Source organism: Streptococcus criceti HS-6 (assembly GCF_000187975.2).
Classification (GTDB): domain Bacteria; phylum Bacillota; class Bacilli; order Lactobacillales; family Streptococcaceae; genus Streptococcus; species Streptococcus criceti.
The window spans coordinates 1,806,608-1,827,585 of the sequence record NZ_AEUV02000002.1 but is presented as its reverse complement, the minus strand read 5'-3'; the positions used below and the strand labels follow the sequence as shown (position 1 = coordinate 1,827,585).

Below are 20,978 nucleotides of genomic sequence, written 5' to 3'. Positions count from 1 at the left end.
TATGAAAATAGTAGTTCCCGTAATGCCTCGTTCCCTAGACGAGGTCAATCAGCTTGATGCTGCCAAATACGACCACGCCGATATCATCGAATGGCGGGCCGATTTCTTGCCTAAGGATGATATTATCAAGGTAGCCCCAGCCATTTTTGAAAAATTTCCCGGTCGAGAAATCATCTTTACCTTGCGAACTCAAGCAGAGGGCGGCCAGATTTCTTTGCCTGATGAAGAGTATGTCAGCTTGATTAAGGAAGTATCGTCCCTTTATCATCCTGACTATATCGACTTTGAATATTATTCTCATCAGGACATCTTCTCACAAATGTTGGAATTTCCAAATCTGATTTTGTCCTATCATAATTTCGAAGAAACACCAGATAATCTGATGAGTATTCTGTCTGAGCTGACGACCCTGACCCCTCGAGTGGTCAAGGTTGCTGTCATGCCCCAGACTGAGCAAGATGTCTTGGATTTGATGAATTTCACCAGAGGTTTCAAGGTGCTCAATCCTGAACAGGATTATGTCACCATGGCTATGGGCAAGCTCGGTCAGGTTTCTCGCCTCGCTAGCGATTTGATGGGATCATCTTGGACCTTTGCTAGTGTTGACGAAGCGAGTGCACCAGGCCAAATCGGCTTGGCTGATATGTTTAAAGTAAGGGAGATTCTTGATGCAGATTGATGGATATACGCGGATGGCTGCAGTCGTCGCGCGGCCGATTAAGCATTCTATTTCGCCTTTTATTCATAACTATGCCTTCGATATTACGGGCGTTAATGGTGTCTATGTAGCTTGGGACATTCCAGAAGAAGACTTGCAGGAGTCTGTCCAAAATGTCCGCCGTTATGACATGTTTGGGATTAACATTTCTATGCCCTATAAGCAGGTGGTAATCCCTTTTTTGGATGAATTAGATCAGGCGGCCCAGCTGATTGGCGCTGTCAATACAGTTGTCAACCGTCAGGGACACTTGGTTGGCTACAATACCGATGGCTACGGTTTTTTCAAGGCATTAGAAAAAGACGATGGTCTTACTATCAAAGATAAGACCATGACCATCCTTGGCGGCGGTGGAGCTGCAACCTCTATCATTGTGCAGGCAGCTCTCAATGGCGCAAAGAGAATCAACATCTTTAACCAGACTCAATTTTTGGAAGAAACTAAGGCCAAGGCTGAAAAATATGCAGCAGCAACAGATGTCCAGTTGGACGTCTTCCCAGTTGAAGACCAAACCTTGATTCAGGAAAAAATCTTGGAAAGTGACCTTCTGGTCAATGCTACTAGCGTTGGCATGGATGGTAAATCTATGGTCCTTGCTGACGACACTGATTTGCCAGCCGGTCTAAGAGTGGCTGATACCATCTACCAACCCTTTGAGACTCCCTTTCTAAAATACGCCAGAAGCAAGGGCCTCAAGGCCAGTAATGGTCTAGGTATGTTGCTCTATCAAGCCGCTAAAGCTTTTGAACTGTGGACTGAACAAGTCATGCCAACAGATGAAATTTGGCGGGAACTAGAAAAGCGCTACGATGTTTAAAAATAGATCCTAATAAGCATAGATTAAAGGGAGGCAGTATGAAGTTACGTGTCGATTTGAGTCACAGTCCCTACGACTTAGTTGTTGAAAAGGGATGCCTGAGTCAGGTAGGAGACTGGGTGGCTGGCCTCTGGGGCAAGCAAAAGATTACCATTATTACTGATAACCATGTCGGTGGCCTCTATGCTGAAAAGGTCAAATTAAGGCTGGAAGCAGCGGGTTTTGAGGCCCATGTTTTTGACTTTCTTGAAGGTGAAGCCAGTAAGACCTTGACTACAGCCAATAAAGCCTATGAATTTCTGATTAAAGCCGGTATGACCCGAAGTGACGGAATTATTGCTTTAGGTGGCGGTGTTGTTGGCGATCTGGCAGGTTTCGTGGCTTCAACCTATATGCGGGGCATTCACTTCCTGCAGATTCCTACCAGCCTGACAGCTCAAGTTGATTCGTCTATCGGAGGTAAAACGGGTGTCAATACTCCTTGGGCTAAAAATATTGTCGGCACCTTTGCCCAGCCCGATGGGGTTTTGATTGATCCTGATACCTTAAAAACTTTAGGCAAGCGTGAATTAATTGAAGGCATGGGTGAGGTCGTTAAATACGGTTTGATTGATGACTTAGAACTCTGGCAGGAATTGCAGACCATGTCTGGTTCAAAAGAGTCTATTCTAGAACACGCTGAATCCATTATTTACCATTCCTGCAATGTCAAACGTAAGATTGTTGTGGAAGATGAATTTGAAGGCGGTGTTCGCATGTACCTAAACTTCGGTCACACGATCGGCCATGCTATTGAGCAAACAGCTGGCTATGGCAAGGTTATGCACGGTGAAGCTGTGGCTATCGGTATGGTACAGATTGCTAAGGTGGCTGAAAAGAAAGGTCTTATGCTTCAGGGAATTTCGCAAGAAATTGCCAATATGTGTACTAAATTTGGCTTGCCAACAGATTTTGAACCTTGGGATGTGGACAAACTCTACCAAGCTCTCAGTCACGATAAAAAGGCTCGCGGTAAGGATATTAAAATCGTACTGGTTCCTGAAATTGGTCAAGCCAGCATCACTCAAATTCCCCTGACAGAAATGAAAGATTATTTGGTGAAGTAGATGAGATATTTAACAGCTGGTGAGTCGCACGGCCCCCGTCTGACTGCCATTATTGAAGGGGTTCCTGCTGGCCTTCCGCTGACAGCTGAGGACATCAACGGTGACTTGAAACGCCGTCAGGGCGGTTATGGCCGCGGTGGCCGTATGAAAATTGAAAGCGACTACATTGTCTTTACTTCTGGTGTCCGTCACGGTAAGACAACTGGTGCCCCCATTACGATGGATGTGGTTAATCGGGACCACCAGAAATGGTTGGATATCATGTCCGCAGAGGATATTGAGGAACGTCTAAAGAGCAAGCGCAAGATCACCCATCCCAGGCCTGGTCATGCTGACCTAGTCGGTGGCATGAAATACCGCTTTGAAGATTTACGCAATTCCTTGGAACGCTCATCTGCTCGTGAAACCACTATGCGAGTAGCTATCGGAGCCGTGGCCAAGCGGATTCTTGCCGAGCTTGATATCGAAATTGCCAACCATGTTGTTGTCTTCGGCGGCAAGGAAATTGATGTGCCAGATGGTCTTTCCGTTGCTCAAATTAAGGACTTAGCCGCTAAGTCAGATGTTTCCATTGTTAACCAAGAGCGGGAGCAGGAAATTAAAGACTACGTTGACCAAGTTAAAAAAGATGGCGACACTATCGGTGGTGTTGTGGAAACGGTTGTCGGCGGTGTACCGGCAGGTCTGGGCTCTTATGTTCAGTGGGACAGAAAGCTGGACGCTAAGTTGGCACAAGCTGTCGTCTCTATCAATGCTTTTAAAGGGGTTGAATTTGGTCTCGGTTTTAAAGATGGTTATCTGCCTGGCAGTCAGGTCATGGATGAAATTCTCTGGAACCCAGAAGACGGCTACACTCGTAAAACTAATAATCTAGGTGGCTTTGAAGGTGGCATGACCAATGGACAGCCTCTGGTTATCCGCGGGGTTATGAAACCTATTCCGACTCTCTATAAACCGCTCATGTCCGTTGATATTGAAACGCATGAGCCATATAAGGCCACCGTTGAGCGATCCGATCCGACAGCCCTGCCAGCAGCAGGTGTGGTTATGGAAGCCGTTGTTGCTACGGTCCTAGCTAATGAAATTCTTGAAACCTTCACCTCTGACAATCTTGAAGAATTAAAAGAAGCCGTCGATCGCCATCGAGACTATATCAAGAATTTTTGAATAAATAAAAAAGTTTGGGATAAAAGTAAGCTTCTTATTTCCCAAACTTTAGCATCAGAGAGTAAGCTCATTGATTGGTATTGAGCCTACCGATTGGGATTCAGTCCCCTAGAAGCTTAGGAGCGCTTATGAAAACAAAAACGATCTATATTGCAGGTCTAGGACTCATTGGTGGCTCCTTGGCCTTGGGCATCAAGCGAGATCACCCAAACTATGAGGTGATAGGTTACAATCGCTCTGATAAATCTCGCAATATCGCCTTGGAACGGGGGCTCGTTGATCAGGCAACTGCCAATTTTGCAGAGTTTGCTCCCAGAGCAGATGTCATTATTCTAGCGGTTCCTATCAAACAGACTATTGATTTTATCAAGGCCTTGGCGGATATGCCATTAAAAGATAATGTCCTTATTACTGATGCTGGTTCAACCAAGGCTGAGATTGTGATAGCGGCGGAAAAATATCTGGATCCGTCCAAGGTCCAATTTGTTGGTTCCCATCCTATGGCTGGTTCTCATAAGTCAGGAGCCATTGCTGCGGATGTCAATCTCTTTGAAAATGCCTACTATATTTTTACCCCGACCAATTTAACTAGAGAAACGACTATTCCTGAAATGAAGGATCTCCTGACAGGTCTCCATGCTCGCTTTGTTCAAATTGAAGCCGCTGAGCACGACCGAGTGACGGGGCAGGTTTCCCATTTTCCTCATGTCTTAGCTGCCAGCCTCATGGAACAGGCGGGTGATTACGCTAAGGACCACGAACTAACCAATCATTTTGCGGCTGGTGGTTTTCGAGATATGACACGGATTGCTGAGAGTGAGCCTGGCATGTGGACTTCAATTCTTTTGAGCAATCAGGAAGCTGTCTTGGGTCGAATTGCTGATTTTAAGACTCATTTGGACAATGTGGCCCAACTGATTTCAGCTGGGGATGCTGATGGAATTTGGAATTTCTTTAATCAAGCTCGCCTGACCAGAAAAGCTATGGAAATTCATAAAAAGGGCGGTGTTGACAGTGGCTTTGATCTCTATGTCACTATTCCCGACGAAGAAGACAGTATTCTCAAGGTCCTAGAAGTCCTGCGGGGTATCTCCGTCATGAATATTCGTATTAACGAGGAGAACAGAGAAGATATCAATGGGATTCTCCAAATTACCTTTAAAAACCAGAAAGACCAAGCTAAGGCTATGGCTCTGCTTGGCAAACATGAAGACTATAATGTAACCCTCTAAAAGGAGACAGAAATGACAACTAATATTTATGATTTAGCAAATGAATTGGAGCGTGGCATCCGCGCCTTGCCAGAATACCATACCTTGGCTGAGCAAAAGGCTAAGATTGATGGGGATGAGGAAGCTAAGCAACTGTTCACTGAATTCACCAGCTTCCAAGAAGGCATCTATAACGCCATGCAATCAGGTCAAATGCCCAGTCAAGATGATCAAAAGAAGATGCAGGAGATGGGGCAAAAAATTGAGGCCAATCCGATCCTTAAGGCTTACATTGAAGCCCAGCAAGCCCTGTCCGTCTATCTCAACGATATCGAGAAGATCGTTTTTAAGCCCTTGGCTGATTTAAATAAGTGATGAATGAAGGTCGAAGGCCTCACAGTAGTACAAGAAAAGCCACTCTGCTAGGAGTGGTTTTTCATATCTCTATTTCTCATAAAACGCTTGATTCTTGAGCACAATTTCTCGCACGTGAGCGAATTTTTTGAGTTTTTTCAAATCTGCAGGATGGCTGATCAAGGTGACAACAGCTCCATTCTTGCCCATGCGGCCGGTTCGACCAGCTCGGTGAGTATAGGCTTCCTTATCACGAGGGACTTCGTAATTGACGACCGTTTCCAGATTTTCAATATCAATCCCTCTAGCAACAAGATCAGTCGCCAGCAACAAGGCTAACTCATGATTTTTAAATTTTTCTAGGATAACTTTACGGAATTTGACATTAACATCACTAGCTAGAGAAACAGCAGACGCGCCATTGTATTGCAAGCGTTCCTCAGCAGCTCCCAAGTCGGAAAGGCTGTTAAAAAAGACCAGACCGCGAAAATCAGGAATATTTGAAAGCTTGCGTAATAGTTCTAGCCTATGGCGCTTGTCGACTTGAAGGTAGTAGTGGCTGATATTGTCCAGTTTTTGGCCGCTCAGGTCAATTTCCAGTGTCCCCTCAGCTAATTGGCTGCGGTCAATCTTAGCTGTAGCACTCATGTAAATCAGCTGATGATCCCGCGGAACATGGTGGCAGATCTTGCTGACAAACTGGTACTGAGAATCACCCAATAATTCATCAAACTCATCCAAGACGATGGTATCGACATTCATCATCTTGACTTTTTTGAGTTTAATCAGCTCAAAGACACGACCGGGGGTTCCGATTAAAATCTGCGGACCTTTTTTCAAGCGTTCAATCTGCCGTTTTTGGCTGGAACCTGAAAGCAGGACTTGGGCTGTATAGCCAAGTGGTTCTGCCCAATCCTTGGTCACCTCAAAAATTTGACCAGCTAATTCGGTATTGGGAGCTAGGATTAAAATTTGCTGGGCCTTTTTACTGGTCAATTTGCTCAGGAGCGGTAAGAGATAGGCCAGTGTTTTTCCGGTCCCGGTTGGACTGATACCTAAAACAGTCTGGCCAGATAAGATTGGCTCGAAGGCTTGCTCTTGGATTGGTGTCAGCTCCTGAATGCCGGCCGATTTTAAGCGTTCTGCTAACAGTGATGGTAATTGCATAGACATAGTTGTTTCCTTAATTCTAGTTTGGGGCTTCTTAAGCAAGATCTCAGAGCCCTTGCCCCTTTAATAGTGACTTTAATTATATCATCTTTTAGGGTATAATAGGGGATGATTTTAGATTAGATATGAGTAAGGTTCTTATGCAGAAAAAAACGATTATTATTGGCGTAACAGGTGGTTCTGGTGGTGGTAAAACCAGTGTATCTCGGGAAATTCTCAATCATTTTCCTAATTCAAAGATTGCGATGATTGAACATGATTCCTACTATAAGGATCAATCCCATCTGACCTTTGAGGAGCGAATATCAACCAATTATGACCACCCTCTGGCTTTCGATACGGATCTCATGATTGAGCATATCAAGGAGCTGCAGGCTGGCCGTCCCGTTGATATCCCCATCTATGATTATACCCAGCATACCAGAAGCAGTGAAACTTATCGGCAGGAGCCTCAAGATGTCTTTATTGTTGAAGGCATTTTGGTGTTGGAAGACGAGCGCCTGAGGGACTTGATGGATATCAAACTTTTTGTTGATACCGATGATGATATTCGGATTATTCGACGGATCAAAAGGGATATGCTGGAGCGGGGCCGCAGTCTAGATAGTATTATCGAGCAATACACCAGCGTGGTTAAACCTATGTATCATCAGTTCATTGAGCCAACCAAACGCTATGCTGATATCGTTATCCCAGAAGGCGTTTCCAATACCGTAGCTATTGATCTCATCAATACTAAGATCGCTTCTATTTTAGATGATAAATAGGTTTGTAAGTGGAGAAAGTATCATGAAGAAAATCTTTCTGAGTATGACTCTTGGTTTGGCTGTAATCAGTTTGACAGCCTGTGTTCCTTTTTCATTTAATGAATTTCAACATAAGGAGAGTCCTGCGTCATCATCTAGCAACGATCAAAAAATTGAAGTTATTAACGAGAGTGACTTTAAGAAATTGGCTCAAGTAGAAGAAAAGGCTGTTCAAGATAATGAGCCTGCCGACCCTAAGCAAAAGTCCCATCAGCTGGCCTCAGCTTCAAATGGATTTTCAAAGACCGATGGTTCAGGTAAGGCGCTAATCGATTGGCGGTATTATGATATTCCTAATACTTGGATTCTTGATTCTTCTAGAACTAAGGATGGCCGACGTGATGTCACTTATGAAGCCAGTTCTGAGAATCCTCAGATCTATGCCTTGCTCTATACCCTGAATGCCTACGATAAGTCTCCATTTGATGGTGGAAAGCATTATGCCGATAACGATTTAGATACTATTCTCGAGCAGGACCAGCAGAAATTTACTTATAAGACGACAGTGACTATCAGGGATAAAATCTGGCATGTTGGCTTGACCAACAGTAAGAAGGATAAGTCTGCCCAACTCACATTTTATTATATGGAAAATACAGGTAGTTTTTCGGATTCGATTCTGGTTGGCTCGCTTGTTTTTCCCTTAAATTCTGATGCTAGTGATTTTGATGAGAAGCTAAACACTAATATTGGTTATCTCAAGAATATACTGGAGCAGGTTACGCACAAGGTTGAGGCCCAACAGTAACTAATAAGAGGCTGGAAAAAAAGTATTCCAGCCTTCTATTTTTGCAGTAATAGCAGTTTGACGCAGTGGCTGGGAGTAAGACTCGTTGGCTAAGGCAAGAAGTCTTCCCCCCTGCAGAGTTCAGTAGGTGCTTTAGTATCAATGAACCACTGCTGATTGGAGGTCCTAAACCCTTCTCTGCAATTGTTAGCGGCCAATCTAATCAACTGTGCGGAGGTGGGACAACAAAATCAAAACCGTGATTTTATCACGGTTTACTGATTTTTGTCCCACTCTCACTTTCTTTCTAATAGCTGAGTGAGAGAATTTTCTATCTCAAATTATGCGATTTTTCAGAAAATTTCTAAAAAAGCCTTGACATTGATTTGCAAATACGTTAGGATAATAAGCAAGAAAACATCGAAAGGAAAAAGTCAAATGGTGACACGTTCTATGACAGTCTTGTTGTTGAGGTGTGAGGGCTAATGCAAAAGCATTAGTCCTGTTTGGCTTACCAAGCGGGATTTACAAAACATCTCGCTTGGCGGGATGTTTTTTTAGTGAAATGTCAAGGCATGTTTTACAGAATAAACATTTCCTTAGAAAATAAAAAACTGATGCTGTGCCTATATACACGAGGAAGTTTGTCTTTTTCTAGGAAATTAGTGTCTTGCACGGTTCTCTGGCTAAGTTTGTAACTAAGGTTTTGACACAGCCTTAAGGCCAGTACTTGCTCACTTGCAATCAATCATTATCCAGAAGAAAGAGGTCGTTATGCGTAAAGTAGAATTTCTTGATACCAGTCTTCGCGATGGGGAACAAACCCCCGGTGTTAATTTTTCTGTCAAAGAAAAGGTTGCCATTGCCAAACAGTTGGAAAAATGGGGCATCTCTGCTATTGAAGCGGGTTTCCCAGCCGCCAGTCCCGATTCTTTTGAAGCGGTCAAACAGATTGCTGCTGCCATGACTAAGACAGCTGTCACAGGTCTGGCCCGTTCGGTTAAGTCTGACATTGATGCTTGTTATCAGGCCCTCAAGGATGCTAAGTATCCCCAATGTCATGTCTTTATTGCGACTAGTCCTATCCATCGGGAATTTAAACTTAAAAAATCAAAGGAAGAAATTCTGGATGTCATTAAAGAGCATGTTTCCTATGCGCGTCAGTATTTCGATGTCGTTGAGTTTTCACCAGAAGATGCCACTCGGACCGAGCTTGACTATCTTCTGGAAGTGGTTCAGACAGCTGTTGATGCAGGAGCAACCTACATCAATATTCCGGATACGGTCGGTTTCACGACACCGAGTGAATTCGGCCATATCTTTGAGTACCTGATTGAAAATATCAAATCTGATCGTGATATCATTTTCAGTCCTCATTGTCATGATGATCTGGGAATGGCGACAGCCAATACGCTGGCGGCTATCAAGAATGGTGCCGGCCGTATTGAAGGAACAATTAATGGTATCGGTGAGCGGGCTGGTAATGTTGCCTTGGAAGAGGTGGCCGTCGCCCTCAAGATTCGGGAAGATTATTTCAATGCTACAAGTGACATTGTTCTAAATGAAACCACCAATACTTCAGCTATAGTTTCACGCTTCTCAGGTATTCCAGTGCCTAAAAATAAGGCTGTTGTCGGCGGCAATGCCTTCTCGCACGAATCAGGTATTCACCAAGATGGTGTTCTCAAAAATCCACTCACCTACGAAATCATTACTCCCGAACTGGTTGGCGTCAAGCAAAATTCTCTGCCGCTGGGCAAACTGTCTGGCCGCCATGCCTTTGTCGAAAAGCTCAAGGAATTGAATTTGGACTTTGCCGAGGATGAAATTAAGGAGCTCTTTGCCAAGTTCAAGAAGTTGGCTGACAAGAAACATGATATCAGAGATGCTGATATCATCGCCTTGGTCGAAGGTACTGATATTGAAAACCCAGAAGGCTTCCACTTTGCCGATCTGAAACTGATCTCTAATCAGGACGAAACCGTTACAGCAGTAATTTCCATGGCCAATAAGGATGCTGAAGCTGTAGATACAGTGGCTAATGGCAAGGGCTCTGTTGAAGCGGCCTTCAATGCCATTGATAAATTCTTCAATCAAACGGTTCGCCTGCTCAGTTACAGTATTGATGCGATTACCGATGGTATTGATGCCCAAGCCCGAGTAGCCGTATCTGTTGAGAATGTTGATACAGGAACCATTTTCAATGCTACAGGTGTCGATTTTGACGTCATGAAGGCCAGTGCCATTGCCTATATTAATGCTAATGTCTTGGTGCAAAAGGAAAACGACGGTCAAATCGGTCGCAGAGTATCAGAAAAAGACTTCTAAGCAGAACGACTAATGAGTCGTTGAATAAAAAATTTAAAAAGGAAAGCGTAATGACCAAAAAAATTGTAACCTTAGCAGGGGACGGAATTGGCCCCGAGATTATGGCGGCGGGTCTGGAAGTGCTGGAAGCTGTCGCTAAGAAGATTGGTTTTGACTATGAGCTGGATGCCCAGCCTTTTGGCGGTGCAGGTATTGACCAAGCCGGTCATCCCCTACCAGACGCGACCCTGACAGCAGCCCGTTCAGCTGATGCCATTCTCTTGGCTGCTATCGGCAGCCCCCAATACGATACAGCTCCAGTTAGACCTGAGCAGGGCCTCTTAGCTCTGCGCAAGGAACTCAATCTTTTTGCCAATATTCGTCCGGTCAAAATTTTCGAGGCGCTCAAACATCTGTCCCCCCTCAAGCCTGAGCGGATTGCTGGTGTCGATTTTGTCGTAGTACGGGAACTGACCGGCGGAATCTATTTTGGTCAGCATGAGCTTAAAGAAACAGCTGCGCGTGACATCAATGATTATTCAGCTGAAGAAATTCGCCGAATTATCCGCAAAGCCTTTACCAATGCTCAAGGACGAGGCAAAAAGGTAACTAGCATTGATAAACAAAATGTCCTAGCTACTTCCAAACTCTGGCGCAAGGTTGCGGAACAAGTGGCTCAGGAATTTCCTGATGTGACATTGGAGCACCAGTTAGTCGACAGTGCTGCCATGCTGATGATTACTGACCCAGCCCGTTTCGATGTCGTCGTGACGGAAAATCTTTTCGGGGATATCCTGTCTGATGAATCATCAGTTTTACCTGGCACCCTTGGAGTCATGCCCTCAGCCAGCCATTCACAAGACGGTCCTAGTCTTTATGAACCCATCCATGGCTCGGCCCCGGATATTGCTGGTCAAGGGATTGCCAACCCTATCAGCATGATTCTTTCAGTTGCTATGATGCTGCGAGATTCCTTTGACGAGCAAGCAGGAGCATCTATGATTGAGCAAGCTGTCGATACGACCCTTAAGCAGGGTGTCCTAACCCGTGACCTAGGTGGTCAGGCAACAACGGCTCAGATGACAGCAGCGATTATTACTAACCTTTAAGATGCGGCTAATTTTAAGTTTAGGGCTTATTCTTTGGAATCTGTTCGCCTTTGCTGCCTATGGTCTGGATAAAAGACGGGCTATCAAGGGAGCTTGGCGTATGTCTGAAAAGTTCTTAATTTTGCTGAGTTTGGCAGGAGCAGGCCTGGGATCTGTGCTAGCTGGTCATCTGTTTCATCATAAAACTCGCAAATGGTATTTTAGATTTTCTTGGCTTCTTGGCCTGCTAATCGACTTACTCTTAATCTATTGTTTATGGAGATTTAAAAATGAGTGGACAATCAATTTTTGATAAGGTATGGGACCGCCATGTCATTACTGGTAAGGAAGGCGAACCTCAGCTGATGTATGTGGATCAGCACTACATCCATGAAGTGACCAGTCCTCAGGCCTTCGATGGCTTGAGAGAAGCAGGTCGCAAAGTGCGTAGGCCTGACTTGACCTTCGGGACCTTTGACCACAATGTGCCAACCGTTAATATCTACGATATTCGTGATGTTATTTCCAAGGCTCAGATGGATGCTTTGGCTCGCAATCTTAAGGAATTTGATATTCCCCATGCAGCTCACGGTTCTGCCAGTCAGGGTATTGTCCACATGGTTGGTCCTGAAACGGGCCGGACTCAGCCCGGTAAATTCATTGTCTGCGGTGACAGCCACACAGCAACCCACGGTGCTTTTGGGGCTATCGGATTTGGTATTGGGACAACGGAAGTTGAACATGTCTTTGCCACCCAAACCATTTGGCAGGTCAAACCCAAGAAGCTCTTGGTTAAATTTGTCGGACAGCCGCACAAGGGTGTCTATGCCAAGGATTATGTCCTAGCCCTTATTGCCCAATACGGGGTATCTGTCGGGGTCGGTTATGTGGTTGAATACACGGGAGAAGCTGTCCAAGCCCTTTCCATGGAAGAACGCATGACTATCTGCAATATGTCTATCGAATTCGGCTCCAAAATAGGTATCATGAATCCAGACCAGACCACTTTTGACTATATCAAAGGGCGGGAACAGGCTCCTAAGGGAGAAAAGTTTGATCAGGCGGTTGCCGATTGGAAGACATTGGTCTCAGACTCAGATGCCCACTATGACAAGGTCATCGAGCTTGATGTTTCTGAGCTGGCTCCCATGGTCACTTGGGGAACCAATCCTTCTATGGGCGTGGCTTTTGACCAACCCTTCCCAGAAATTCGTGATATGAACGATGAACGGGCTTATCATTACATGGACACCAAGCCCGGCCAAAAGGTTGAAGACTTAGACATTGGTTACGTCTTCCTTGGCTCCTGTACTAATGCCAGACTGAGTGACCTTAAATTGGCAGCTAAATTTGTGGAAGGTAAGCACATTGCTCCAAATCTGACGGCCATTGTAGTACCTGGCTCCAGACCAGTCAAGACAGCTGCGGAAAAGCTAGGTTTGGATAAAATCTTTACCGATGCTGGATTTGAATGGCGGGATCCTGGGTGCTCTATGTGTCTGGGTATGAATCCAGACAAGGTTCCTGCCGGTGTTCACTGTGCGTCAACCAGCAATCGTAACTTTGAAGACCGTCAAGGCGTCGGGGCTAGAACCCATCTCTGCAGTCCGGCCATGGCAGCAGCGGCAGCAATTGCCGGCCACTTTGTCGATGTTCGTCAATTACCAGAAGCTCAGTAAGGGGGGAACTTTAAAATGGAAAAATTTACCGTTTATACAGGGACCACCGTGCCTTTGATGAATGATAACATCGATACCGACCAGATCCTTCCCAAACAGTTTCTTAAGCTGATTGATAAGAAGGGTTTTGGCAAGTATCTCATGTACGAGTGGCGGTATTTAGATGACAAATATACTGAAAATCCTGATTTTATCTTCAATACCGCTCCCTACCGCAAGGCAACCATCCTGATTACCGGAGATAATTTTGGTGCCGGTTCCTCGAGGGAACACGCAGCGTGGGCCTTGGCTGATTATGGTTTCAAGGTGATCATCGCTGGCTCTTTCGGTGATATTCACTACAATAATGACCTCAATAATGGCATCCTGCCCATTGTTCAGCCCCTAGAGGTTCGTCAAAAGTTAGCCCAATTGTCACCGACAGATCAGGTCACCGTTGATTTACCACAGCAAAAGATTATCTCACCAGTCGGTGACTTTGATTTTGAGATTGATGGTGATTGGAAACACAAGCTCCTCAATGGTTTAGATGACATCGGTATCACCCTCCAGTACGAAGACTTGATCAGCGACTATGAGAAGCATCGTCCGCGTTATTGGCAGGATTAGGCCGAGTAAGGGGAAAATAGTTTTTGAAAATTCTGAAAACATCTTGAAAATACTAGCTTTTCATGATAAAATAAGCAAAATAATTGATTAAAAATTGGAGAAAAATATGACAAAACACATTCAATGGGACGGAAATCTTTCACAAGAAGGACTTGAGATTGTAAAGGGTGAAGGCGGCTGTATCGTCTGCCCAACCAAGGTTGGCTACATCATTATGACTAGCGACAAGGCTGGTTTAGAACGCAAGTTCGCTGCTAAAAATCGCAACCGCAACAAACCAGGTGTGGTGCTCTGCGGTAGCATGGATGAATTGCGGGCTCTGGCTCAGTTAACGCCGGAAATCGACAGCTTCTACCAAAAACATTGGGATCAAGATATCCTGCTAGGCTGTATCCTCCCTTGGAAAGAAGAAGCCTATGCTAAACTTCAGGCCTTCGGTGACGGCCGCGAAGAGCTGATGACCGATAGTCGCAGAACCTCGTGCTTTGTCATCAAATTTGGTGTAGCTGGTGAACAGATTGCCAAGGAAATGTGGGAAAAAGAAGGTAAGATGGTCTATGCTTCATCTGCTAACCCATCTGGTAAAGGTAACCGCGGTAAGGTTGAAGGCATTGGCCAACGCATCGAAGAAGCCGTTGACTTGGTTATCGAAGCAGATGACTATGTTGCTTCTATCCAACCGGATAAGAATGTTGAAACTCGCTATGAACAAGGCGTAATGGTTTCTATGGTTGACAAGGACGGTAAGCTCATCCCTGAACAAGGTAAGAACAGCCGCTCCATTGATAACTGCCCAGTCGTTATTCGCAAAGGTTTGGATATTGACAAGATTATGATGAACCTATCAGATACCTTCAATTCTTGGAATTACCGCCAAGGTGAATACTATTAAGTCAAAAGAAGAGGCTGGGCAAAACTTGTCCAGTCTTCTTATTTTAGAATAAACTCTTAGCGCAGTGGTTAGCCGCTATCATTTGCATGGTAGTGAAACAGTCCAGTGGACTGTTTTAGGTGGCCGCTTAAAAACTAAGAAGCTCCAGTTACAGAAAAAAGCCAATCAGCAGTGGTTCATTGGTGCTAAAGCCCCTAATGAATTATGCAGGAGTAAAACTTCTTGGCATAGCCAACAAGTCTTACTCCCAACCACTGCGTCAATCTGGTAGATCTAAAACATGCTAACGAGTCTGGACTTTTTATACGTAATCTTCAAAGATTACATTGTTTTGTGGGTGAGAGCGAAGCCATCATGGCTGTTTGTCCTAGACTCCGCTGTCCACTGCTGGCTGTTTTTCCTTTTGCCACAAGGCCAAAGCGGACAATCCTAAACGACTGTGATGACCATCGTTCATCTTATTTCCAACCTCAAAAGGTCGTCTCCCAGAACTTTGAGCTGTGCAGGGGTGGGATATGCACCAAAATTTTCAATTTTTGGTCTTTCTCACTCTTTTTTTGCTACGATAACTGCTAATCCGAGGAGAGTTGCAATGTATAAAGCTAAAAACGCCTTATTTAAGAGAGATGATTTAGAGGTTGATTACCTCACTTTTGGCTTGGGACAGCAGCCACTGGTTTTGATTTCGGGATTGAGCCTGTCACGTCTGCGTGGGAAGGCCTGGCAGATGTCCTTCATGTATCGTCTCTTTGCCAAAGATTATAAGGTTTATATGTTTGACCGCAGAAATCATATCCCGGTGGGCTATCAAGTATCAGATATGGCAGATGATTTAGCCCTAGTGATGACAGCGTTGGGTCTTAAAAATGCGGATGTCGTAGGAATATCACAGGGCGGTATGATTGCCCAAAGTCTAGCCATTAACCATCCAGAATTAGTTAGCCGCTTGGTTCTGGGAGTGACCTTGTCGCGGCAAAATGCTCTTGTTCAGTCAACCATTGGCGGTTGGATTGCCTTGGCGCAGAAGCAGGACTGGGAAAATTTAATCAAGGACATGTTTGCCAAAAATTATTCTGAAACCTATGTGCGAAAGCATAGATGGCTGATCACACTGCTAGCCAAATGTTTAAAGCCAAAGGAAGTTGAGCGCTTTCTGATTTTGGCAGAAGCCTGTCTGACCTTTGAGGTCTATGAAGAGCTACAGGCTATCACCTGCCCGACGCTTGTTCTTGGCGGTGCGAAAGATTTGGTGGTATCTGGTCAAGCCAGTCTAGAGCTGGCAGATAAACTGGGCTGTCCTTTCTACCTTTATGAGAATTTGGGACACTCGGCCTACAGTGAAGCTAAAGATTTTAATCAAAGAGTCTTTGATTTTTTGCAAAAGGAAAATGGCTAGGAGAAATCATAGTGAGAAAACCCTGACAGCAGATACATTTCACTGTCTCAGCCCTTGAGCAGACCGATTCTCTAGCTGGGAGTTTTGACTTGGTTTGTAGCTTTCAAATACATTTCCACTGGGATGACTTGAGCACCGTTCTAAGAGAAATTTACCGCTGACGAAAGAGAAGAGGCCGTTATTACTAGCTCGTGAACAGGGCAAATTGAATTGTTTCCCTGCTCAGTTGAAAAGTGCTGAAAACTTTCAAGGCTTTATCAACCTTTTGGCTATCCATAGCTGGCTTCTTATCGAAGGGCCATGGATAACTAATTTTTTCGAAAAATATAGAACAGAAGGACCTCCGCGGTCTTTTTTGCTTGCAAAAGAAAAAATGTTTTCTGAAAATAGTCAAATTAAATACATTACAAAAACATTGCAGTTTCGAGTCATATCATTTGATTGTTCAAGGGTGCCAAGCTATAATATGCTCTGTACTAAAAACAAATAATTTTTTTGGGAGGGAAAAATGAAGAAATTTTTCGCAGAATTAATTGGAACCTTTATCCTCGTTTTCGTTGGTACGGGAACGGTTGCCTTTGGCAATGGTATGGAGGGGATCGGCCATGTCGGTATCGCTCTTGCCTTCGGCTTGTCAATTGTAGCAGCGGCCTACTCAATCGGAACGGTGTCAGGTGCTCACCTCAACCCAGCGGTTTCTATCGCTATGTTTGTCAACAAGCGTCTTAGCGCCAAAGGCCTAGCAAACTATATCGTTGCTCAAGTTATTGGTGCCCTCTTGGCGTCAGCATTCCTCAACTTCTTGGTAAGTAACTCAGGGCTGTCAGTTGATAAAGTTGGTCTTGGTCAAAATGCCTTGGCTGACGGTGTAACTGCTCTGGGCGGCTTCCTTTTCGAAGCTGTTGCCAGCTTTATCTTTATCTTGGTCATCGTAACTGTAACATCTGAAACCAAAGGAAACGGCCAAATTGCTGGTATCGTTATCGGTTTGACTCTAGCCTTGATGATTCTTGTGGGGCTGAATATCACAGGACTTTCTGTCAACCCAGCACGTAGCTTGGCGCCAGCCCTCTTTATCGGAGGTTCTGCCCTCGGGCAAGTTTGGATCTTCATCGTAGCTCCAATCGTAGGTGGTGTCTTGGCTGCTATCGTTGGTGATAAATTGCTGGGAACTGAAGACTAAGTCATTTTAATAACACTTTCAAAGAGACTAGACCTATGAACTTTATGGTCCGGTCTTTTTTCTTAATTTTCCCAGCTTTTGAGAGTCCGCTCGCAGTCAGGAAAAAGACAAAAAGTAAATATTGAAATTAATTCATCCTTAACGTATCAACTCGCCTAGATAGCTAATTTTTGCTATAATAGCCTTATGACAATGACGCAAAAAAAATCAATGTATGACCTGCTTCTAGCGCAATTGGAAGCTCTTTTAGAAGGGGAGACTAATGCCCTTGCCAATCTGGCCAATGCTTCGGCCTTGATTAAAGAAGCTCTGCCAAATTCGGTATTTGTCGGTTTTTACCTGTTTGATGGACAAGAGCTTATTCTCGGTCCTTTCCAAGGCAAGGTTTCCTGTGTTCATATTGCCCTTGGCAAGGGTGTCTGCGGCGAGTCCGCCCAGAAAAATCAGACTTTGATTGTTGACGATGTGACCCAGCACGCCAATTATATTTCCTGTGATTCAGCAGCCATGTCTGAAATTGTCGTCCCCATTTATCGAGATGACCAGCTGCTGGGGGTCCTAGATTTGGATTCGAGTCTGACTGGTGATTACGATGAGACTGATCGCGTTTATCTAGAAAGATTTGTAGCCATTCTGCTTGAGAAAACAGACTGGAATTTTGCTATGTTTGGAGTTAAGAACTAATGTATCAAGCTCTTTATCGAAAATACCGAAGTCAAACGTTTGAGGAATTAGTCGGTCAAGAAGTGGTAGCCACTACCCTCAGGCAGGCTGTGGCTTCTGGTAAAATCAGTCATGCTTATCTCTTCTCGGGACCGCGGGGGACTGGGAAGACCAGTGTGGCTAAAATCTTTGCCAAGGCTATGAACTGTCCTCATCAGGTGGACGGTGAGCCCTGCAATCAGTGTGATATCTGCCATGATATTACCGAAGGCAGCCTAGAGGACGTGATCGAAATTGACGCTGCTTCTAACAATGGGGTAGACGAAATCCGCGAAATCCGCGACAAATCAACCTATGCACCCAGTCGAGCCACCTATAAGGTCTATATCATTGACGAAGTTCACATGCTTTCAACGGGGGCCTTCAATGCCTTGCTTAAGACCTTGGAAGAACCGACGGAGAATGTCGTTTTTATCCTAGCAACGACTGAATTGCATAAGATTCCGGCCACCATTCTCTCGCGGGTCCAGCGTTTTGAATTCAAGGCTATCAAGCAAGCGGCTATTCGCCAGCACATGGCTGAAATTTTGGACAAGGAAAGTATCGCTTATGAGGATGAGGCTCTCAACCTGATTGCCCGTCAGGCCGAAGGCGGGATGCGGGATGCCCTGTCCATCTTAGATCAAGCTCTGAGCCTGTCAGCTGACAATCAAGTTACAGCAGCTATTGCTGAGGAGATTACTGGCTCGGTCGGTCAGGCTGCTTTGGATGATTATTTGGCCCATCTCATCCAGAAAGATAGCCTAGCGGCCTTGACCGATCTTAATACGATCTTTGATAGCGGTAAGAGTATGAGTCGTTTTGCGACTGATCTCTTGGATTATCTACGGGATATTCTCATGGTACAGGCTGGCGGTCAGGCCAGTCGGACTAGTCAGGCCTTTCAGGATAATTTGAATCTGGAGCAAGGGCGGCTCTTTGCCATGATTGATAGGATTACTCAGGCTATGCCTGAGCTCAAAAACGGTACTCAGCCAAAAATCTATGCTGAGATGATGACCATTCAACTAGCTGAATCTCAGCAGGTAACAGAACCAGCCCAGCCCGATGCCTCAAAGAATCTGGAAAAAGAAATCCAAGTCCTCAAACGTGAAGTGGCTCAGCTCAAGGCCCAGGTGGAAACAGGCAACTTTGCCAACCCAGCTCCAGTTACTAAACCTAAGGCTTCCACCAACTTTAAATTCAAGGTTGATAAGGCTAAGATTTTGACCATTATGGAAGAAACAGTGGCTGACAGCGAAAAGTCCCGCCAGTATCTGGATGCACTCAAAAGCTCTTGGAATGAAATCTTGGATTCTATCGGTCCTCAGGATAGGGCCTTGCTTCTGGGTTCTGAACCAGTCCTAGCCAACAGTGAAAATGCCATTCTGGCCTTTCAGGCAGCCTTCAACGCTGAGCAGGCTATGAAACGCACCGACCTCAATACCATGTTTGGCAATATCATGAGTCAAGCGGCCGGATTCTCACCGCAAATCATGGCAGTGCCTAAGGCCGACTTTGAGAAAATCCGAACGGAATTCGCTCAAAAGATGCGCGATCAAAGGGGAGCCGACACTTCAGCCGATCAAACAGCAACAGAAGATGAGCCGAACAATCTGATTCCAGATGGTTTTGAATTTCTCTCTGACAAACTAAAAGTAGAAGAAGACTAGAAGAGAACCTTCTGTTCTGGTATTGTGCAGCTGATCCGCTAGAACAATTCACTTACCACTGAATAGTGATAATTCTTCTTGAGCAGACAAAAAATCCACCATTGCGGTGGATTTTCTGCTATAATTAGCTTATATGAATAGATTACAGTTTATCAGCATGGCTCTCTGGTGTGCTTTAGAAAGCTACTTCTTCAGCGAGGCCTTGCTTACAGGACATTTTTGGTTAGCAGTTTTTTGGGCCTTCCTGATTTTGCGAAATTTGCAAAAAGCTTATCTGGCAGACCGTCTGCTCAAGGCCTTGCTCAAATCTCTGCCACATGGACAGGGACCTAAGACTCCCAAGAAGAGAGACTAATCTCACCGGAGTTGAGGCATTTTTCCTGACCATCATCGAGCTGCACAACTAGCTGACCGCTGTCAGTGATGTCGGTCGCTAAGCCTGCATAAGATAATTTATTTTCCACGAAAGTCACTCGTTTATCCAGAACGAGTGATTTTTCTTTGTAAACCTTTATCAAATCACGTTCAGGCGTCTTTAGGAAAATATTCCAGATTTCCGAAATCAGCTGATTGCGTGTGATCGGAGTCTGACTGGTAAAGAGACTGGTAGCCTTGTCGCGCAGATCCCTAGGAAACTCTGGTACGAGAAAATTGAGCCCAACCCCAATGATGACATCGGTAATCAGCCCCGTCTCAATAGATGAAATGGCTTCAGTCAGAATGCCAGCTAATTTCTTATGTCCTAGATAGATATCATTGACCCACTTGATCTGGCAGTCAATTCCTGTTAAACGAGAGATAGCCTTGATAATGCTGGAAGCGACCATGAGGGTATAGGCTGGAGTCTGATCATGGGGCAGATTGGGCTGTAAATGAAGAGACATATAGATGCCGCCCGATTCAGGTGAGAAGAAGGGACGGGCGAAGCGCCCCCGAGCAGTCTTTTGATTAGGAGCTAGGTAGAGAGCAGGGCTAGCATGGCCTAGTTCGATACCCTCCTTGGCATCTAGCTGAGTGGAGGCAGACGTCTCATTGAAATAGACTTTAAGACCAGTGTCTTGGCTAATTTCTTCTGGCAGAAGCAGATCTCCCAGAGCCAGGCGGTAGCCCCGATTTTTGATGGACTCGATAACTAACCCCTTGCTTTCAAGAGTTTTCATAGATTTCCAAATAGCTGTCCGTGAAACCTCTAGCTGTTCAGCCAAATCCTGTCCGCTGACAAAACCGTTGGCTTTCTGTAAAATTTTATAGATTTTTTTATAGGTTTTCATAAATTTTCCTCATTCTTCTGTCTTTATTGTAGCATAAAAGTCAGATAGACAGTCGCAGAACCTAAAAGCTTATGGCAATTTCCGTCGGAAACTATGGGACAA

22 protein-coding genes are annotated in these 20,978 nt (G+C 44.9%); 20 read left to right on the top strand and 2 right to left on the bottom strand.

Going from position 1 to position 20,978, the window contains the following annotated elements:
• Position 1 precedes the first annotated feature (1 nt).
• The 6 genes from aroD to STRCR_RS08525 all read left to right on the top strand — a co-directional run bounded on the left by aroD (position 2) and on the right by STRCR_RS08525 (position 5,394).
• Positions 2 to 679, top strand: a complete 678-nt coding sequence (gene aroD, locus STRCR_RS08550) for a type I 3-dehydroquinate dehydratase (protein WP_004229706.1) — start codon at positions 2 to 4, stop codon at positions 677 to 679.
• The gene (locus tag STRCR_RS08545; protein ID WP_004226081.1) at positions 669 to 1,535 is read left to right on the top strand and encodes a shikimate dehydrogenase; all 867 of its coding nucleotides are present in this window, start codon (positions 669 to 671) and stop codon (positions 1,533 to 1,535) included. Before aroD ends, STRCR_RS08545 begins: the two co-directional genes overlap by 11 nt.
• A 38-nt stretch (positions 1,536 to 1,573) precedes the next feature.
• On the top strand, positions 1,574 to 2,641 hold the full coding sequence (gene aroB / locus STRCR_RS08540) for a 3-dehydroquinate synthase (RefSeq protein WP_003048890.1): 1,068 nt from the start codon (positions 1,574 to 1,576) through the stop codon (positions 2,639 to 2,641).
• Positions 2,642 to 3,808, top strand: coding sequence for a chorismate synthase (gene aroC, locus STRCR_RS08535; RefSeq protein WP_004227744.1), 1,167 nt, complete (start codon positions 2,642 to 2,644; stop codon positions 3,806 to 3,808). It abuts the gene before it with no gap.
• Between the two features lie 98 nt (positions 3,809 to 3,906).
• Positions 3,907 to 5,040 (top strand): prephenate dehydrogenase, encoded by a 1,134-nt coding sequence (locus STRCR_RS08530; protein ID WP_420805019.1) that lies wholly within the window; start codon positions 3,907 to 3,909, stop codon positions 5,038 to 5,040.
• A gap of 12 nt (positions 5,041 to 5,052) precedes the next feature.
• A complete protein-coding gene (locus STRCR_RS08525; RefSeq protein ID WP_004225626.1) occupies positions 5,053 to 5,394 on the top strand; it encodes a YlbF/YmcA family competence regulator in 342 nt (113 codons plus the stop codon).
• Positions 5,395 to 5,463: 69 nt separating this feature from the next.
• On the opposite strand, the gene STRCR_RS08520 is transcribed toward STRCR_RS08525, so the two are convergent.
• Positions 5,464 to 6,546 carry a DEAD/DEAH box helicase gene (locus STRCR_RS08520; RefSeq protein ID WP_004227014.1) on the bottom strand — a complete coding sequence of 361 codons (1,083 nt, stop codon included), beginning with the start codon at positions 6,544 to 6,546 and terminating at the stop codon, positions 5,464 to 5,466.
• A 137-nt stretch (positions 6,547 to 6,683) separates the two neighbouring features.
• Here STRCR_RS08520 and udk point away from each other — a divergent pair, with 137 nt between their 5' ends.
• From udk to STRCR_RS08450, 14 genes are all read left to right on the top strand, one after another.
• Positions 6,684 to 7,310, top strand: a complete 627-nt coding sequence (gene udk / locus STRCR_RS08515) for a uridine kinase (protein ID WP_004227307.1) — start codon at positions 6,684 to 6,686, stop codon at positions 7,308 to 7,310.
• Between the two features lie 22 nt (positions 7,311 to 7,332).
• Complete coding sequence (locus STRCR_RS12345) at positions 7,333 to 8,097, top strand: hypothetical protein (protein WP_004227788.1); 765 nt, start codon at positions 7,333 to 7,335, stop codon at positions 8,095 to 8,097.
• A 753-nt stretch (positions 8,098 to 8,850) separates the two neighbouring features.
• Positions 8,851 to 10,404 carry a 2-isopropylmalate synthase gene (locus tag STRCR_RS08500; protein ID WP_004225302.1) on the top strand — a complete coding sequence of 518 codons (1,554 nt, stop codon included), beginning with the start codon at positions 8,851 to 8,853 and terminating at the stop codon, positions 10,402 to 10,404.
• Between the two features lie 50 nt (positions 10,405 to 10,454).
• On the top strand, positions 10,455 to 11,492 hold the full coding sequence (leuB, locus tag STRCR_RS08495) for a 3-isopropylmalate dehydrogenase (protein ID WP_004226348.1): 1,038 nt from the start codon (positions 10,455 to 10,457) through the stop codon (positions 11,490 to 11,492).
• 1 nt (position 11,493) lies between these two features.
• Positions 11,494 to 11,784, top strand: a complete 291-nt coding sequence (locus tag STRCR_RS08490; RefSeq protein WP_004228928.1) for a DUF1294 domain-containing protein — start codon at positions 11,494 to 11,496, stop codon at positions 11,782 to 11,784.
• Positions 11,762 to 13,150 carry a 3-isopropylmalate dehydratase large subunit gene (leuC, locus tag STRCR_RS08485; RefSeq protein ID WP_004229905.1) on the top strand — a complete coding sequence of 463 codons (1,389 nt, stop codon included), beginning with the start codon at positions 11,762 to 11,764 and terminating at the stop codon, positions 13,148 to 13,150. Before STRCR_RS08490 ends, leuC begins: the two co-directional genes overlap by 23 nt.
• A 15-nt stretch (positions 13,151 to 13,165) precedes the next feature.
• Complete coding sequence (gene leuD / locus STRCR_RS08480; RefSeq protein ID WP_004229909.1) at positions 13,166 to 13,759, top strand: 3-isopropylmalate dehydratase small subunit; 594 nt, start codon at positions 13,166 to 13,168, stop codon at positions 13,757 to 13,759.
• A gap of 106 nt (positions 13,760 to 13,865) precedes the next feature.
• Positions 13,866 to 14,651, top strand: coding sequence for an L-threonylcarbamoyladenylate synthase (locus tag STRCR_RS08475; RefSeq protein WP_004225794.1), 786 nt, complete (start codon positions 13,866 to 13,868; stop codon positions 14,649 to 14,651).
• Between the two features lie 592 nt (positions 14,652 to 15,243).
• Positions 15,244 to 16,047 (top strand): alpha/beta fold hydrolase, encoded by an 804-nt coding sequence (locus STRCR_RS08470; protein WP_004226978.1) that lies wholly within the window; start codon positions 15,244 to 15,246, stop codon positions 16,045 to 16,047.
• Positions 16,048 to 16,079: 32 nt separating this feature from the next.
• Positions 16,080 to 16,208, top strand: coding sequence for a methyltransferase domain-containing protein (locus STRCR_RS12570; RefSeq protein WP_420805018.1), 129 nt, complete (start codon positions 16,080 to 16,082; stop codon positions 16,206 to 16,208).
• A 347-nt stretch (positions 16,209 to 16,555) separates the two neighbouring features.
• On the top strand, positions 16,556 to 17,230 hold the full coding sequence (locus STRCR_RS08465) for an MIP/aquaporin family protein (RefSeq protein ID WP_004229413.1): 675 nt from the start codon (positions 16,556 to 16,558) through the stop codon (positions 17,228 to 17,230).
• A 186-nt stretch (positions 17,231 to 17,416) separates the two neighbouring features.
• Positions 17,417 to 17,914, top strand: coding sequence for a GAF domain-containing protein (locus tag STRCR_RS08460; RefSeq protein WP_004229512.1), 498 nt, complete (start codon positions 17,417 to 17,419; stop codon positions 17,912 to 17,914).
• Positions 17,914 to 19,605, top strand: coding sequence for a DNA polymerase III subunit gamma/tau (gene dnaX / locus STRCR_RS08455; RefSeq protein ID WP_004227976.1), 1,692 nt, complete (start codon positions 17,914 to 17,916; stop codon positions 19,603 to 19,605). The genes STRCR_RS08460 and dnaX overlap by 1 nt, the downstream gene beginning before the upstream one ends.
• Before the next feature lie 133 nt (positions 19,606 to 19,738).
• Positions 19,739 to 19,960 carry a DUF3272 family protein gene (locus tag STRCR_RS08450; RefSeq protein WP_268739569.1) on the top strand — a complete coding sequence of 74 codons (222 nt, stop codon included), beginning with the start codon at positions 19,739 to 19,741 and terminating at the stop codon, positions 19,958 to 19,960.
• Here STRCR_RS08450 and birA read toward each other — a convergent pair.
• Positions 19,935 to 20,876, bottom strand: a complete 942-nt coding sequence (birA, locus tag STRCR_RS08445) for a bifunctional biotin--[acetyl-CoA-carboxylase] ligase/biotin operon repressor BirA (protein WP_004225979.1) — start codon at positions 20,874 to 20,876, stop codon at positions 19,935 to 19,937. The genes STRCR_RS08450 and birA overlap by 26 nt on opposite strands.
• Positions 20,877 to 20,978: the final 102 nt, after the last annotated feature.

Bases quoted from the DNA above. Each gene is read 5' to 3' on its own strand.
- aroD (WP_004229706.1), top strand. From the start codon at position 2: ATGAAAATAGTAGTTCCCGTAATGCCTCGTTCCCTAGACGAGGTCAAT.
- STRCR_RS08545 (WP_004226081.1), top strand. From the start codon at position 669: ATGCAGATTGATGGATATACGCGGATGGCTGCAGTCGTCGCGCGGCCG.
- aroB (WP_003048890.1), top strand. From the start codon at position 1,574: ATGAAGTTACGTGTCGATTTGAGTCACAGTCCCTACGACTTAGTTGTT.
- aroC (WP_004227744.1), top strand. From the start codon at position 2,642: ATGAGATATTTAACAGCTGGTGAGTCGCACGGCCCCCGTCTGACTGCC.
- STRCR_RS08525 (WP_004225626.1), top strand. From the start codon at position 5,053: ATGACAACTAATATTTATGATTTAGCAAATGAATTGGAGCGTGGCATC.
- STRCR_RS08520 (WP_004227014.1), bottom strand. From the start codon at position 6,546: ATGTCTATGCAATTACCATCACTGTTAGCAGAACGCTTAAAATCGGCC.
- udk (WP_004227307.1), top strand. From the start codon at position 6,684: ATGCAGAAAAAAACGATTATTATTGGCGTAACAGGTGGTTCTGGTGGT.
- STRCR_RS12345 (WP_004227788.1), top strand. From the start codon at position 7,333: ATGAAGAAAATCTTTCTGAGTATGACTCTTGGTTTGGCTGTAATCAGT.
- STRCR_RS08500 (WP_004225302.1), top strand. From the start codon at position 8,851: ATGCGTAAAGTAGAATTTCTTGATACCAGTCTTCGCGATGGGGAACAA.
- leuB (WP_004226348.1), top strand. From the start codon at position 10,455: ATGACCAAAAAAATTGTAACCTTAGCAGGGGACGGAATTGGCCCCGAG.
- STRCR_RS08490 (WP_004228928.1), top strand. From the start codon at position 11,494: ATGCGGCTAATTTTAAGTTTAGGGCTTATTCTTTGGAATCTGTTCGCC.
- leuC (WP_004229905.1), top strand. From the start codon at position 11,762: ATGAGTGGACAATCAATTTTTGATAAGGTATGGGACCGCCATGTCATT.
- leuD (WP_004229909.1), top strand. From the start codon at position 13,166: ATGGAAAAATTTACCGTTTATACAGGGACCACCGTGCCTTTGATGAAT.
- STRCR_RS08475 (WP_004225794.1), top strand. From the start codon at position 13,866: ATGACAAAACACATTCAATGGGACGGAAATCTTTCACAAGAAGGACTT.
- STRCR_RS08470 (WP_004226978.1), top strand. From the start codon at position 15,244: ATGTATAAAGCTAAAAACGCCTTATTTAAGAGAGATGATTTAGAGGTT.
- STRCR_RS08465 (WP_004229413.1), top strand. From the start codon at position 16,556: ATGAAGAAATTTTTCGCAGAATTAATTGGAACCTTTATCCTCGTTTTC.
- STRCR_RS08460 (WP_004229512.1), top strand. From the start codon at position 17,417: ATGACAATGACGCAAAAAAAATCAATGTATGACCTGCTTCTAGCGCAA.
- dnaX (WP_004227976.1), top strand. From the start codon at position 17,914: ATGTATCAAGCTCTTTATCGAAAATACCGAAGTCAAACGTTTGAGGAA.
- STRCR_RS08450 (WP_268739569.1), top strand. From the start codon at position 19,739: ATGAATAGATTACAGTTTATCAGCATGGCTCTCTGGTGTGCTTTAGAA.
- birA (WP_004225979.1), bottom strand. From the start codon at position 20,876: ATGAAAACCTATAAAAAAATCTATAAAATTTTACAGAAAGCCAACGGT.